This is a genomic window from [Acidovorax] ebreus TPSY (assembly GCF_000022305.1).
Classification (GTDB): Bacteria; Pseudomonadota; Gammaproteobacteria; order Burkholderiales; family Burkholderiaceae_C; genus Diaphorobacter; species Diaphorobacter nitroreducens.
This window is the reverse complement of the sequence record NC_011992.1, coordinates 2,342,834-2,357,919: the sequence shown is the minus strand read 5'-3', so window position 1 is coordinate 2,357,919 and position 15,086 is coordinate 2,342,834. Positions and strand designations below refer to the sequence as shown.

Annotated in this window: 12 protein-coding genes; 1 reads left to right on the top strand and 11 read right to left on the bottom strand. The window is 63.7% G+C overall.

All coding sequences use genetic code 11. From position 1 onward, the window contains the following. Positions 1-97 precede the first annotated feature (97 nt). The 10 genes from DTPSY_RS11075 to DTPSY_RS11030 all read right to left on the bottom strand — a co-directional run bounded on the left by DTPSY_RS11075 (position 98) and on the right by DTPSY_RS11030 (position 14,088). Positions 98-2,605, bottom strand: a complete 2,508-nt coding sequence (locus DTPSY_RS11075) for a heavy metal translocating P-type ATPase (RefSeq protein WP_015913656.1) — start codon at positions 2,603-2,605, stop codon at positions 98-100. Positions 2,606-2,740: 135 nt separating this feature from the next. Then, the gene (locus DTPSY_RS11070) at positions 2,741-4,399 is read right to left on the bottom strand and encodes a phosphoethanolamine transferase (RefSeq protein WP_238526531.1); all 1,659 of its coding nucleotides are present in this window, start codon (positions 4,397-4,399) and stop codon (positions 2,741-2,743) included. Positions 4,400-4,449: 50 nt separating this feature from the next. After that, the gene (locus DTPSY_RS11065; RefSeq protein WP_015913654.1) at positions 4,450-7,608 is read right to left on the bottom strand and encodes an efflux RND transporter permease subunit; all 3,159 of its coding nucleotides are present in this window, start codon (positions 7,606-7,608) and stop codon (positions 4,450-4,452) included. Between the two features lie 23 nt (positions 7,609-7,631). Continuing rightward, on the bottom strand, positions 7,632-7,973 hold the full coding sequence (locus tag DTPSY_RS11060; RefSeq protein ID WP_015913653.1) for a P-II family nitrogen regulator: 342 nt from the start codon (positions 7,971-7,973) through the stop codon (positions 7,632-7,634). A gap of 10 nt (positions 7,974-7,983) precedes the next feature. Continuing rightward, positions 7,984-9,579: an efflux RND transporter periplasmic adaptor subunit gene (locus tag DTPSY_RS11055; RefSeq protein ID WP_015913652.1), complete on the bottom strand. Its 1,596-nt coding sequence runs from the start codon at positions 9,577-9,579 to the stop codon at positions 7,984-7,986. Between the two features lie 3 nt (positions 9,580-9,582). Beyond that, positions 9,583-10,884, bottom strand: coding sequence for a TolC family protein (locus DTPSY_RS11050; RefSeq protein WP_015913651.1), 1,302 nt, complete (start codon positions 10,882-10,884; stop codon positions 9,583-9,585). 896 nt (positions 10,885-11,780) lie between these two features. After that, entirely contained in the window at positions 11,781-12,440 is a 660-nt protein-coding gene (locus DTPSY_RS11045; protein WP_013722706.1) for a class I SAM-dependent methyltransferase, read from the bottom strand. 25 nt (positions 12,441-12,465) lie between these two features. After that, on the bottom strand, positions 12,466-12,822 hold the full coding sequence (locus tag DTPSY_RS11040) for a DsrE/DsrF/TusD sulfur relay family protein (protein WP_013722705.1): 357 nt from the start codon (positions 12,820-12,822) through the stop codon (positions 12,466-12,468). A 22-nt stretch (positions 12,823-12,844) separates the two neighbouring features. Then, on the bottom strand, positions 12,845-13,396 hold the full coding sequence (locus DTPSY_RS11035; protein ID WP_238526530.1) for a class I SAM-dependent methyltransferase: 552 nt from the start codon (positions 13,394-13,396) through the stop codon (positions 12,845-12,847). Positions 13,397-13,422: 26 nt separating this feature from the next. Next, positions 13,423-14,088 carry an ArsR/SmtB family transcription factor gene (locus DTPSY_RS11030; protein ID WP_013722703.1) on the bottom strand — a complete coding sequence of 222 codons (666 nt, stop codon included), beginning with the start codon at positions 14,086-14,088 and terminating at the stop codon, positions 13,423-13,425. A gap of 152 nt (positions 14,089-14,240) precedes the next feature. Between DTPSY_RS11030 and DTPSY_RS18565 the strand changes: the two genes are divergently transcribed. Then, positions 14,241-14,603: a hypothetical protein gene (locus DTPSY_RS18565; protein ID WP_187148578.1), complete on the top strand. Its 363-nt coding sequence runs from the start codon at positions 14,241-14,243 to the stop codon at positions 14,601-14,603. Positions 14,604-14,724: 121 nt separating this feature from the next. On the opposite strand, the gene DTPSY_RS11025 is transcribed toward DTPSY_RS18565, so the two are convergent. Continuing rightward, positions 14,725-15,078, bottom strand: a complete 354-nt coding sequence (locus DTPSY_RS11025; protein WP_013722702.1) for a DUF4148 domain-containing protein — start codon at positions 15,076-15,078, stop codon at positions 14,725-14,727. Positions 15,079-15,086 lie beyond the last annotated feature (8 nt).

Here is a 15,086-nt window from a genome sequence, read left to right as displayed (position 1 = left end):
CGATCCGAAATTCTGTCCCCAATGTGGGGTGGAGCGCGCCGTGAATCACAGCCCATGCGCACTCGCCTGGCGGACAAGGTCTGTCAAGGTGCGGCTGTCATGTGGCTCCCCGACCCTGCGGCATGTTCGCCGTGGTGTCGCGGTAGGCCAGCAGCCGCAGCGCGTTGAAGACGACCAGCAGCGTCGAGCCCTCATGCACCGCCACTGCGGCCCCGATGCCCAGGCCCATGATCGTCGCGGGCACCAATACCGCCACGATGCCCAGGCTGACAAACACGTTCTGGCGGATTACCGTGCGGGTATGCCGACTCAGGCCCACCGCGAATGGCAGATGCCGCAGATCGTCGGCCATCAAGGCCACGTCCGCCGTTTCCAGCGCCACGTCCGATCCGGCGGCGCCCATGGCAATGCCGACCGTCGCGTTGGCCATCGCGGGGGCATCGTTGACGCCATCACCTACCATCGCCACCTTGGTTTCTTGGCGCAGCTTGCGGATCGCCTCGACCTTGTCCTCGGGCATCAGGTCGCCCCAGGCTTCGTCGAGACCGACCTCAGCGGCCACCGCGTCTGCCACCTTTTGGTGGTCGCCCGAAATCATGATCATGCGTTTGATGCCCAGCTCGCGCAGTGCCTGCAGCGCCTCGCGCGCGCCGGCGCGCGGCGTGTCCAGCAGACCGATCGCACCCAGGTCGCGCGCACCCTGGCGTACCACCATGGTGGTGCGGCCGCGCTCGCGCAGGCCCGCGACAGCGGCCTGGGCGGTGGCGCCCAGGGCTGGCACATCCTCGACGCCGAACATCTCGGCCTTGCCTATCCACACCGTCTCACCCGCCAGCCTGGCGGTGACGCCGCGGCCTATCAGGTTCTGCAAGCCATCAGCGACCGGTTCCGTCCGGCCCGCCAGGCGCTCGCGCCCGTCGCGCGCAATCGCGGCTGCCAATGGGTGATCGCTGAGCGACTCAACGGCCACCGCCACGGTCAGCAGTTCCTCCTCGCTTGCGCCGTCCACCGCCACCACATCGGTGATGCGCGGACGCCCCTCGGTCAGCGTTCCGGTCTTGTCGAAGGCCATGGCGTCGAGTGAGCCCAGCTCCTCCAGCGGCGCACCGCCCTTGATCAACACGCCGCCGCGCGCTGCCCGGGCAATGCCCGACAGCACCGCGCTGGGCGTGGCGATGGCCAGAGCGCAAGGGCTGGCCGCCACCAGCACGGCCATCGCGCGGTAGAAGCTGTCGCGAAACGGTTCGTCAATCGCCACCCAGGCGAACAGCAACAGAAATGTCAGACCCAGCACCGCTGGCACAAAGATGCGTTCGAACTTGTCGGTGAAACGCTGGGTTGGCGACTGCCGCGTCTCGGCCTCGCTGACCATCTTGACCACCCGCGCCAGCGCGGAGTCGGTAGAGCGGCGCGTCACCTCGATTTCAAGGGCGCCCGCACCGTTGATGGTGCCGGCGAACACGCGCGCGGCGGATTTCACGCCATCCGGCCGAGCGCGCGCCAACGCAGCATCCTCCACCGGGCGCTTGTCAAACGGAATGCTCTCGCCGGTCACCGGCGCCTGGTTGATCGTCGAGCTTCCCTTCACAATGAAGCCGTCGGCCGACAGGCGCTCGTTTGGCCGCACGAGAACAATATCGCCCACGCGCAGTTCCTCCACGGCAATCTCGCGTGTCTGGCCGTCGCGCCGCACCGTCGCGGTGTCAGGTGCTAGTTCCGCGAGGGCCTCAATGGCGCGCTTGGCACGGCCCATCGCGTAGTGTTCCAGCGCATGGCCGAGGCTGAACAGGAACAGCAGCAGCGCACCCTCGGCCCATGAGCCCAGGGCCGCGGCACCGGCCGCCGCCACCAGCATCAGGGTGTCGATCTCAAAACGCTTGAGCCTGAGGTTGTCCAATGCCTCGCGCAGCGTGAAAAAGCCACCGAAACCATAGGCCAGGGCGAAGCAGGCCCATGGCAGCCAGCCGGTGGCCCCTGCCACCAGCTTCTCTATTAGCACTCCCAGGCCCAATAGCGCGCCGCAGCTCAGCGCGAAGATCATCTCAGTATTGGGGCCGAGCAGACCGCCATGTGCGTGCCCATGGCCGTCCGGTTCGCCCGGTGCATGCCTATGCCCCAGCTCGCCATGGCCTGGCGCTGCTGCTTCAGGCGCTGCCTCCGCCTGCGGCCACACACCCCAATCGGCCAGGGAGGCGAGGATGGATTGCTCCGAAGTCAGCTGGCGGTCGAAGTCCACATGCACCTGTCCCGCCGCACTGGCCTCGGCCTCCAGCACGCCGGGCAGGCCGCGCAGCTGCTCGGCCACCGTGCGGGCCCGGCGCGCATGTCCGATGCCGTCAACCTGCCACAGCGCGTGCCCAAAGCGCTCGGTAATGCGCGCGCCGGCCGCCTCAACGATTTCGCGGATGCGTGCCAGTGGCAGGGCCTGTGGGTCGTAGTGAACGCACAGTTGGGCCGAAGCTCCGGCCTCGGCGGCGCGCACATGCACCGCATCGATGCCCTCGCGACCCTGCAGGTCCTCGACCAGGCGCTTGACACAGGCGTCCTCGGCGGCGTCTATCTGTGGCAACACCAGGGGAATGTCCAGGCGGAATTTAGTGGTCATGGGGGTGATGGCTGCTGTTGAGAGGATGGCTCCCTGGAGCCGCAATGGCGACATTAGCCCGCACCGGCCCCAGGCCGATCGCGACAGATCCATTCGCTGGAGCAGCGTGGCCTAGAGTTCTGGAAGATGTGATGGTCATGATTGGGATCCAAGGGAGGACGCAAGTGCATCCTGAGTAGCGCGATCCTTTTGGCCTGCTTGGCCCAACCGACGGCACGCTCCCGAGATGTCCAGCTCCGCCGCGTAGTCTTTGGTCTCGATTCGCAGCAGGCCCAGCACGGAATGGAACAAGTTGTCATGGCTCCAGGCCTTGGCGGTCTGCGCCGCCAGGCAACTCCGGTCGAGTCCCAGGCTATCCAGGAACCCGCGCGAAAACCACCAGACCATCGGCACTTTGGTCTGCTCATCCGGTGCTATCGCGTAGGGCACGCCGTGCAGATAGAGCCCCTTTTCGCCGAGCGATTCACCGTGGTCAGATACATAGAGCAGGGCCGTGTCGTAGCGCGACTGCTGCGCCCGCAGGAAGTCCACCGTCTTGGCCAGCACCTCGTCGGTGTAGGACAGGGCGTTGTCGTAGGCGTTGATGATCTCCTCTCGGTTGCACTTGCGTAGCTCACCGGTGTCGCAAGTCGGTATGAAACGCCGGAACCCGTCGGGATATCGCTTGTGATAGGCCGGTCCGTGGTTGCCCAACATGTGCAGCGCGACGACCAGGTTGCCTTTGGCGTCGCGCGTCACCGTGTCAAGACCGCGCAGCAGGGTCTCGTCTAGGCAACGCCCATCGGAACACAAATCCGGCGTCAGCGCCGCGTCACTCAATTGCTGCGGCAGGCCATCGCAGACACCCTTGCAGCCAGACTGGTTGTCGCGCCAAAGCACCTGAAAGCCAGCGCGATTCAGCACGTGCAGCAGCGACTCGCTGGTGCGTATGCGCGTCTCGTTGTAGTCACGCCGTCCAATCGCCGAGAACATGCAGGGCAACGAGGTTTCCGTGTTTGTCCCGCAGGCTGTGACGTCAGGGAAATTGAGCACATCCAGTTCCGCCAATCGGGGCGTCGTTTGGCGTGCATAGTCGCTCAGCCCCCAGTTGGCAGAGCGCGCTGTTTCACCCACCGCAACGATGAACAGCACCGGTTTGTCCCTGCTGGCCCAGGATGCGTCGAGGCGAGCATCTGCACCCACCGCCTGCCGCGCGGTTCCCAGCGCGCGACCATCGTCGGCCAACACACGTCCGAGCGAGTAGAGGTAGTTCGCTGGCGTAATCAGGTAGCGCAGCTCTTTCTGGTTGCGCATCAAGGCCGAGAAGTCCTGGAAGATCAGCAGCAGCGCGGCCAGCAGAAGCACGGCCGATCCGGCGAGCAGCAGCAGGCGGGTGGCTAGTGCGCGGCGCAGAGTCACAGGCCTCAGCCGCAGGCGCGAAAGAAGCAATAGCGGCAGGCCGGCGAACAGAAAAAGGTGCGGCAGCACGCCCCAGCCGAACAGTTCAGCGGCCTCGGCCGGATCGGTCTTGACAACATTGCGCAGCATGGTTGGGTCGAGAAAGACGCCAAAACGCTGCATGTAGTAGGTCGCAAACGCGGTCACGACGATTAACAGACCGAGCAGCACGCGTGTGAGCGGGCGCACGAGTAGCACTCCCAGCAGCAGCATGTGCAGCGCGAGCAACAGAGCCAGCATGGCCCCGCTGAACAGCCATGTCTGCGGTTCGCTCCAGTTGCGGCCGGCCAGGACGGCGCGCAGAAAGGGCATGTTGCTCGTGAGTGCGAAGAACAGGCTGGCGCCCACGATCAGCATCGTGCCAGACAGCATGCGTGGGCGCGGCAGTAGCATCGCCAAGCGCTTTATTACTGCGCCTGCGCGTGGGTGACGGGTACATCCTGCGCCCGCCCGCGCCAGGCATGCGCCCAACGGTAGAGCACAGGCAGCACCAGCAGCGTCAGCGCCGTCGACGAAATGATGCCGCCGATGACGACCGTGGCCAGTGGGCGCTGCACCTCGGCGCCGGTGCCGGTCGCCAGGGCCATGGGCACGAAGCCAAGGGAAGCCACCAGGGCCGTCATCAACACCGGCCGCAGGCGCGTCAGTGCGCCTTCCCGCACTGCCTCGTCCAAGCCTAGTCCTTCCTCACGGAGCGAGCGGATGAAGGAAATCATCACCAGGCCATTCAGTACCGCCACGCCGGACAATGCGATGAAGCCCACCCCTGCCGAGATCGACAGCGGTATGTCGCGCAGCCACAGCGCCACGATGCCGCCGGTCAAGGCGAAGGGCACGCCGGTAAACACCAGCAACCCATCCTTGACGTTATTGAACATCGCAAACAGCAGCATGAACACCAGCAACAAGGCAATGGGCACGACGATCTGTAGGCGCTGGCTGGCGGACTGCAGCTGCTCGAAGGTGCCGCCCCAGGCGGTCCAGTAGCCGCTGGGGATCTCGACCTTCTGCTGCAGCTGCTCATGCGCCTCGGCTACAAAGGAGCCGATGTCGCGGCCTCGCACGTTGGCGGTGACGACGACGCGGCGTTTGCCGTTCTCGCGGCTGATCTGGTTGGGGCCGGGAGCGATCTCAAAGCTCGCCACTTCGCCCAGCCTCACATAGGCGGGCGAACCGCCAGCGCTGGGCAGGCGGATCGGCAGGCGCTTGAGCGCCTCGATATCGTTGCGTTGCGATTCCGGCAGACGCACCAGAATGTCGAAACGGCGGTCGCCCTGGAACAGCGCACCCGCTTCCCGGCCGCCAATGGCGGTCGCTGCCGTACTTTGCACGTCATCCAGGCTCAGCCCCAGTCGCGCCAGCTTGGTGCGGTCGATCTGCATCGTCAGCATGGGCAGCCCCGTGGTCTGTTCGACCTTCACGTCCGCAGCCCCGGGAATAGCTTCGAGGACCTGCGAGATCTGTTCGGCCGTGTTCTCCATCACGGCCATGTCGTCACCAAAAACCTTGACGGCCACGTCGCTGCGCACCCCCGATATCAGCTCGTTGAAGCGCATCTGTATGGGCTGCGTGAACTCGTAGTTGTTGCCCGGCACCTTGTTCACGGCCTGTTGCAGGGCCGCCACCAGCGATTCGGCGCTGCGCTTGGGGTCGGGCCACTCGGTGCGCGGCTTGAGCATCAGGAATGTGTCGGCCACGTTCGGCGGCATCGGATCGGTGGCAATCTCGGCGGTGCCCAGCTTGGCGAACACCTTGTCCACCTCCGGGAACTTCTTGATCACCCGTTCCAGCTCGAACTGCATCTCGATTGCCTGGCTCAGGCTGGTGCCGGGGATGCGTAAGGCATGCAGTGCGACATCCCCCTCGCTGAGGCTGGGGATGAACTCACTGCCCATCCGCGAGGCCAGCAGCCCGCTCAACGCGACGGACACCGTTGCAATCGTCACCACTAGTGGGCGATTTACGAGCGCCCAGTCCAGCATCGGCGCATAGCCCTTCTTGGCCGCCAGCATCAGGCGGTTTTCCTTCTCGCCCACATGCTTGCCGATCAGCAGCGCGACGGCGGCGGGGATAAAGGTGACGGAGAGGATCATCGCGCCGACCAGGGCAGCCACCACCGTGAAGGCCATCGGGTGGAACATCTTGCCCTCGACGCCACTGAGGGCAAAGATCGGCAGGTAGACCACCATGATGATCAGTTGCCCGTAGACCAGTGGCCTGCGCGCCTCGCGGGCGGCGGCGAAGACCTCATGAAAACGCTCCTGGCGGGTCAGGGGCCTGCCCGCAGCCGCCTGCGCGTGGGCCAGGCGCCGCACGCAGTTCTCGACGATCACTACCGCGCCGTCGATGATGATGCCGAAGTCCAGCGCTCCCAGGCTCATCAAGTTGGCGCTGACCTTGTTGCTCACCATGCCGGTGAAGGTGAACAGCATGGCCAGCGGGATCACGGCCGCCGTGATCACGGCAGCGCGGATGTTGCCGAGAAACAGGAACAGGATTGCCACGACCAGGAGCGCGCCCTCGGTCAGGTTCTTTTTGACCGTGGCGATGGCCTTGTCGATCAGGATCGTGCGGTCATAGACCGTCTGGGCGATCACGCCCGGGGGAAGGGTCTTGTTGACCTCCTGCAGGCGCTTATCCACGGCCTGCGACACGGTGCGGCTGTTCTCGCCCATCAGCATGAAGACCGTGCCCAGCACAACCTCGCGGCCGTTTTCCGTGGCGGCGCCGGTGCGCAGCTCCTTGCCAATGCCGACCTCGGCAATGTCACGCACGCGAATCGGTGCTCCTTGTGCTTGGCTCACGACGATGTTGGCGATGTCTTCGATGCCAGCCACCTGGCCGGGTGCGCGGATCAGGTACTGCTCGCCACGGCGTTCGATGTAGCCGGCGCCCACATTGGCGTTGTTGCGCTCCAGCGCCTGCACCAGATCGGCCATGCTCAGGTCATAGGCCACCAGTTTGTCGGGGAAGGGTGCGACCTGGTATTCCTTGGCGTAGCCGCCAATCGTGTTGATCTCTGTCACCCCCGGAACGTTGCGCAGCTGCGGCTTGATGATCCAGTCCTGAATCTCGCGCAGGTCGGTCGGGGTGTAGGGCGTGCCATCGGGCTTGAGTGCGCCCTCCTTGGTCTCCACTGTCCACATGTAGATTTCGCCCAGGCCCGTGGCGACCGGACCGAGCGCGGGGGACAGGCCCGCTGGAAGCTTCTCCTTGGCCTCCTGGATGCGCTCATTGACGAGCTGGCGGGCAAAGTAGATGTCGGTGCCGTCCTTGAACACCACGGTCACCTGCGACAGGCCGTAGCGCGACAGCGAGCGTGTCTGCTCCAACCGGGGCAGCCCAGCCATCGCCGTCTCGATCGGGAAGGTCACGCGCTGCTCGGATTCCAGGGGCGAGTACCCCGGCGCGGGGGTGTTGATTTGTACCTGTACGTTGGTGATGTCGGGTACGGCATCGATGGGTAGGCGCTGGTAACTGAATACTCCCAGGGCAGCCATGCCCAGCACGGCGAGCAGCACCAGCCAGCGCTGCTCGATGGCGAAGCGGATAATTTTTTCAAACATGGATTGTCCTGTGCTGTGCTGCCTCAGACGGCTTTGCGGCCATGCTCGCCGCCGCGAATGCGCACGATGTCGATGACCTCGGTCACGGCGATCAAACCGTCTCCCGGTTGCCCGGTATGGGCCGCCTGCTCAATGGTGTGCACGATCTCGTCGACCTGTGCGTCGTCGCAGTAGATAGACAGGATCAGACGCGGATGATGGTTGGGCTCCCATTCATCGGCCACGTAGGCGTGGCTGTGCCCATGACCGCGCGGGTGGCCACGTCCCTGCAAAATCGTGAAGCCCGGGAAATGGGGCAGGCGGTGCAAGGCGTCTTCAACCTTTTCCAGCCGGTGTGGCTGCAGGATGGCGGTAATCTGCTTCATCGCTGACTCCTCAGTGGTCGTGGCTCGCGCCGGCCTTGCCAAGCTCGGCCTTGATCAGAAAACTGTTCTTGGCGGCGTAGCGCTCGCCTGCCGACAGGCCTTTGACGACCTCGGTGAAGCGCCCGTCGCTGCGCCCGAGCTCCAGCGGCCGCGTCTCGAACTGCTGGCCGTAGCGGCCGAACACCACCGGCCCTTTGCCCAGTGTCTGCACCGCATCTGCAGCCACCGCCACCGGCACGGTGACTTCGTCCGACGTCAGGTCCACGGACACCGGCAGCCCCGGGCGCCATTGGCCCTTGGCATTGCCCAGCACCAGTCGGGCGGTGGCATTGCGGCTCTGCTCGCCGATCAAAGCGCCCACATAGGACACCTTTGCACTCGCCTCGCCCTCCAGCGCCGCGGATTGGACCCGGGCCTGGTCGCCCACCTTGATCCGCCCCACATCCTTGGCCGGGACGATCAACTCAACCCACACCGTCGATAGATCGGCCAGCTGGAATATGGTGCCGTCCTCCTTGAGCACCTCACCGACGCTGATCTTCTTGTCGGTGATGACTCCGTCGATCGGCGCGCGCACTTCGTAGCGCGTCAGGCCCTGGGTGGACTCGGTGGCACCGGCCCCCAGGCTGGCTAGCTTTTGGCGCGCTCTTTCGGTGGCGATCTCGGCCTCTTGATAGAGCTGGCGTGCAGTCAAGTAATCTTGCTCTGCGGAGATCTTGTCTTCCCAGAGTTTCTTTTCGCGCTCATAGGTTGTTCGGGCCAGATTTAGGCGCTTCTGTGCGGCCAGCAGCTCACTGCGCTGGTCGGCCAGCGCCTGGCTCGAAATCACCGCCAACACCTGTCCACGGCGCACCGGATCACCGGCGTTGGCGCGTACGGACTCGACGATGCCCGCCAGGCGCGGGGTGACGAAAACGCTGCGGTCCTGGTTCAGCTTCACCTCGCCAAGCAATTGCAGGCTACTGCGGATGCGCGCGGGCCCCGCATCGCCCAGCTCGACACCATTGCGCTGGAGTTGCTCGTCCGTTATCTGAACGCGGCCTTCTACCTGCTCGAACTTGAATTCGTAGGTCTGTGCGCCGGCCTGCGCCTTGATCGCGGCCTTGAACGAGTGCGGCTCCTCAACGGTGGCCGAACCCTTGAGATAGTCCTGCTGTGGGGCAAGGTTGAACAGCTCCGGAGGGCGGCCCAGGCGCTCCAGGGTCACGGCGACCTGAGCCTGGCTTGGGGCTGCGGGTTTGCCATCCTTGAACAGATAAACACGGAATTCGGGTTCGACACCCGTCTCGAATATGGTCAGCTCAAGCCCAAAACCGTCCTGCACGAACAGCTTGCCGCCATGAGGCCCCTTGGCGGGGGCAGCGTTTTGGCCTGCACCCTCGCGGTGTTCCTTGTCATCATGCCCGGCCTCATGCGCATGCCCCTCTTCGGCCTTCTGATCGGGATGTTCTGCATTGGCATGTGCCGCGCTCTCGGCATGGCCATGCTCTTCTCCCCCTGGGTTGACCTTGCCACTGCGCAGAATGGTGATGCCCAATGCCAGGCCCACCACCAGCACGGCGGCAATGGCGATGGCCGATTTCTTGCTTTTCGTTGAATTCGTCATTGTTTACTCCTGGAGTGGATCGACCCCGCCGGTGCCTTGACCGAGCAGGCGATCGATGTCGGCAGCGGCGCGGTAGGCGTCGGCCGTGCTGCGCAGAACCTGCTGGCGCAGCTGGAACAGGGTGCGCTGGGCATCCAGCACGTCGAGGAAGGCAAATTTGCCCAATGCGTAACCCTTGACGGCTGCGTCATAGGCTGCCTGTGCGGTAGTCAGCACTTCGCCGCGCAGCAGCTGCACCTGTTGGCTTGTAAGGCGCAGCTTCTCCAGGGCCGCAGACACCTCGGTTTGCAGCTGCAGACGGACTGTCGTCACTGTCTCCCGAGCCTGGTCTTCCCGCCGCAAGGCTTCGAGCAAGTTGCCCTGGTTGTTGTCCAGGATGGGAAGCGGGACGGATATGCCGACGACGAGCTGTGTACGCCCCAGTTCCGCAGCCCGCTTCGCTCCCAGAGTGACGGTCGGATCGGGAATGCGCTTGGCCTGCTCGATGCCGGTCAGCGCTTGGCGTCGTGCCACATCGAGTTGCGCCACTTTCAGTACCGCCGCCTGGGCCATGCGCTCACCCACCTCGCGGTCCGAGGGGATGGCGGGTAGCGCGTCGGCATTGCCATCGGCCCGCTCAAAGTTGGGGGTTGTTTGCCCCCAGAAGATGGACAGGCGTTGTCTGGTCAACTGCAGCTCGCTCCGTGCCTGGAGTAGTTCGGCGCGCACGCCGGCCTCGGCCACCTGCGCCTTCGCCAGTTCCAGCGGCGGCACCTTGCCGGCCTGCAAGCGCTTGCCGGCAATGGTGCTGGCGTTGTGCGCCAAGTCCAGCGAGGCCTGCATCAGGAGCGCCTGCTCCTGGGCGCCCAGCAATTCGAAAAAGGCACTGGTCACTGCCGCCTGCAGCCCGGCCTGCTTGGCCTGCAGCGCCACCAGTGCCTGTTCGCGGGCACGTGCTGCGGCGGTGAGTCGGGCGGTGCGCTTGCCGCCCAGCTCGATTGGCTGGGCCCATTGGACTGTCGTCGTTCGGGTGGCGTTGCGCGTGTCTTCGACCAGCACTCCGAGCTCAGGGTTTGGCCTGGCACCCGCCTGCATCTCGGCGGCCTCCATCGCCTGCACTTCGAGGCGCGCGCTAGCGAGCTCCGTGTTGTGCGCCAGGGCCAACCGCAGGGCATCGCCAAGCGTCAGGGCGGGGATGGCGGCAATGCTCGGCGCCACCGCCTGGGCTGGTGCGACAGAGTTGCCTTGGGCAAGTGCCCATGAATAGGGGGAACAAATTACCGCCAGCAATAGCGGTACACAGTAGCCTCGAAGACGGCTTTGCATCGAACTCTCCAGGGTTGTGGGAACAACAAGGTGTGGTTCGGCGCGGCATCTTCCCGCTCTGAGGAGCGGGCTACCGGACGGGGTCAGCGAATTGCAGACAGCGCGCCGCTCAGGCGCGGCGCCAATTGGGGCGTTCTAGGCGTGGGGGGATATGCGACTCACCGATACCGGCAAGCACTCCGCACGGAGCACTGGGCGGTGCTGCCTCCAAGACGCAGCGCACCGGCGAAACCGCTGCGGCGTAACCGTGGAAGCAATGGCAATGACTGGCGTCGCAAATATGAGCCGTGTCGTTGCCCTGGGCCTGCGCGACGTCAGACCCATCTGTCGCGGACGATGGTGACGTCGCAAGTGCCACCTCTGCGCCCGCGCTATGCAGTTCGTCAATGCCGGTCGTGGTGGCCTCGACGGCCCAGGAGAACTGGGCCGCAATCACCAGGGCAACAAGGACAATGAGCCAGCGGCGCATGAATTTCAGTCTATCGGCTAATGCCAGATTATTTGCGGCTTGGCCAAGTAGGCAATTCGCGTGTGGCCGGGATCACGAACTGAGTCGAATTCTAGCCGCGCCAAAGGAACGTAGTGGCAACCGAAAGATGACAAAGCTGTCATCTTGAATCGCGAAGACCTCACGATTTAACCTGTAGATGAAGAGAAAAACTATGCACGTAATCGGTTCGACTTGGCTGAATGGGTCGGCGCCTTTGGCGACTTGGGAACGCTGATTCCTTTTGCGGTGGCCTACTTTTCGGTCCTCAAGATGGATGCCGCTGGCATGCGGTTTGCCTTTGGCATCGCGCCGATCACAGTCGGGGCTGTCTACCGTACATGGCTAGAGTTGGCATCTACAAGTTTGAAACACCTAGAGCACGGGATCGGTTGTTGGCAACCGGCGTCTAGGCATGGCCTGCGCGCACTGTCTTGCTCCCGCTCACAACCATGAACCCGCCCAGCGGCAAGCCACCAGGGATCAGCTGCTCCATGAGGCGGGCCGGCCATCTCCCCGACGGGAAATACACCGCGCTTTGCAAACAAAGGTTGGCAACCGACAGCCCGCTGAAAGCCTGGCGAAACTCCGCCGGCGACAGCCAGAGCGCACCGCGATAGGCTCCACTGCCTCCGAGGCGCCCCTTGTCGATCCATAGCAGACTGTGCCGGTTCAGCAAGCCAATCGCAAAGCGTTGACGCGTGACCCGGACCATTTCAGAAACAGCCTGCCGCCAATCGGCGGTAAAGCACAGTGCCGCCATCGACACCACATGATCAAAGCTGGCGTCGACAAAGGGCAAGGCAAGCGCATCGGCCTGCCGGTAAGTTGAAACGGGATCTTGACTGCGCGCGAATGCCAGTGACTCCGCATCGAGATCGATGCCGGTCACCTGCAGTCTGGACTGTGCCGCCAGTCGTCGGGTAAACCAGCCCGTCCCACAGCCGACATCAAGCAACTGCCCTGCAGCCGGACAGCCCAACCCGCTCCACATCAGGCGGTACTCGGCCTGGCCAATCCAGCGCCCTCGCGGGCTGTCGTACCAGGCGTCGTATTCTGTCGGGTTCAAGGCGTCACGGCGCCCGCCGACGCTTTCAAAAGGTGATCACTTTGTCGCACTCGATGACCCATTGGGCCAGGGCGGACATGGTGGATTGCTCCGCCCCGTCGAAATACGGATGATTCTTGTAGATTCCGCAGCGTGACATGCAAGTCCCGCAGACCTTGACAGGCACGCCTTTCGCGATTAGGTCCTTGAGCATTTTCGAGAGATCCTGGTCGTAGCCCTCTGGCGGACGACACACGTCGCGTGCCATATCCACCGCGTCGTTCATCAGGAACAGTCTGACCTCGCTGCCGGCCTCCAGCAGCTTGTCTGCCAAGCGCAGGCCGTTCCAGGTGACATCGGTATTGTCATAGGGTTCGCGGTTGAAAATGATCAGGGTTTTCATGCCAGCTCCTTAGGGTGTTGGCTCAGCGCCTGGCCAGCAGGCCAAAGTGATACGGACAGCAGCCTTGCAGGTCCACCGCTTCAATGGCGGTGAAGCCGGCCTGGGCCATCCAGTCCCGGCACTGCTCGGGCGACGGACGGATCGACAGGGAAGGGCCGCGCGGGGTGGGGATGTCGCTGCGCCAGTGGATCACCGATAGCACGCCTCCCTCCTTCATGGTCCGGCGCGCCTCGCGCAACAGTTCCACCGGCTGCTCCAGGTGCAGCAAGTTGAAAATCATGGCGTGTGCCTGCGAACCGGTCGCCACTTCGGCTCCATCTGCGACAAAGTCCCTCACTTGCGCCTTGATGTTGTCGAGATGGCCGGCCAGTGCCTTCTGCCGCACGCAGTCGACCATTTCGGGCTCGATGTCCAGCGCGGTAACTTGCCCCGTCGTGCGCCGGGCGGCTGGTACGGTAAACGAGCCATATCCGCTGCCGAACTCGATTACATTCCCATCGACCCTTGGCCCCAACAGCCTTTCAACCGCGACCTCGGTGTCGAAAAAGCTCGCCCAGTAGGTTTCCTCGGGCATGCCACTTTCACGTCCCTTCATGTTCCTCACGCTCCCTGCTCCACAGGAAACCCTGCCGCCTGCCATTCACTGACCCCATCGCGAATTTTTCGTATTCGATAGCCCTTGGCCGCCAGCAAGACCACCGCCTCATCGGACATGAGGCAGAACGGTCCGCGACAGTAGGCGACGATGGCACGGTCCATGGGCAGCTCAGCCAGCCGCCTTTCCAGTTCGTCCAACGGCAGCGAGCGGGCATGAGGCAGATGTCCGGCATTGAACTCGCTGACGGGACGCACGTCGATCACGACGATTTCGCCTTGCCGTGCCTTCTCCAGCAGGCTCTCCCGGCTTTCCGAAACCAGTGTGTCAGGCTGCGAGGTCATCTGCTCCAAGGCCAGGCGCAACTCCAGCAGGTGCTCCTCGGCGGTTTCCCGCATCGCCACCCAAAGCTGTGACACATCCGGGCCACTGAGCCGGTAGTAGATGTATTTGCCTTCCCGCCGGGTCACGACCAACCGGGCTTCGCGCAGCGCCTTGAGATGCGCGCTGGCCAGCCGCATGTCCAGGTCGGCCTGGGCCGCCAGTGTCTCGACGCTCTTCTCGCCTTGCGCCAACAGTTCGACCAACTCCAGTCGCTTTGGGCTGGCCAGCGACTTGCCGATGCGGGCGACCTGTTCGTAGAGCATGTCTTTCAATAATCGGCTTTTCATGCAATCATTCTAATGATTATTGGATTGTTAGTCGATCTTGAGCTAAACCCAGCCATCAGAGTCTTTTTCAGTAGGCGAATGACTGCACGAAATGTCAGGATCCATCTGCACTACCTCGTGATGCCGTCACCTGCACTTACAGGGCTCTCGCATTGAGAAAGACATTGGGGCGCACTCAACGGGCGCAGCAGTTGCGACAAGCGTTGCCGCTTGTCACGATCTTCCCGAAGAGGTTCGCCGAAACTATTCTTCGGCAGGCAAGCGCACTCAAGAAAGGAATGGACATCGGACACTGTGTCCGAGGAACGGTCATGACGCGTGAGAAACTTGGGTGCATCACCCGGGCCAGCGGCGCCATCACCGATACGGCAGCATGGCTTGAACGCAAACCTGATTTACGCTCGGCACTGGCGGGAGCGCGACAAGCGAGTTCGGCCCCGGGCAACGCTCCATCGCCGTCTGCCCCGGAATTCATTGCCTTGCCGCTGGTATTGGTGTTTGCGCTCGTCGTCTAGGTCATTCACAGCCGCTTGCGAGTCAACAGCAGGTTAGCAAATCGCCGCGTCTGTGCGCGGCGATGGGGGAGTCATGCTAGGTGAGAGGGCGCCCAACGATACCGTTGGGCTGGCTTTCCGTTTAGCCGGCCGGGTACAGCAGTTGCCGTGCCTCGCGTTGCGCGGGCGTTTCATTGCGCATCTCGTCGATCACCTGTTGGCGGGTCTTGCTCGACATCGACGGCGCTGCTTTTGCGCCTCGCGGGAAGTTGCTTTCGCCATAAGACAAAGGGCCTTGCCGCATCGCAGCTTCGGTTTCCGCCCTGACTTGCTCGCGGGTTTTTTCGCTCTTGAAATGTTCGTTGTGAACGACCACGCCAGCTTGGTTGTTGGCCGGGTGCATGTATTCCGCCGATGCCATTCCCGGCAGGCCGAAGGCCGCCACGGTGGCCACGCTTGCGATCACGGCGGAGAGGGAGAGGCGACGTTGAGTCATGATCAATT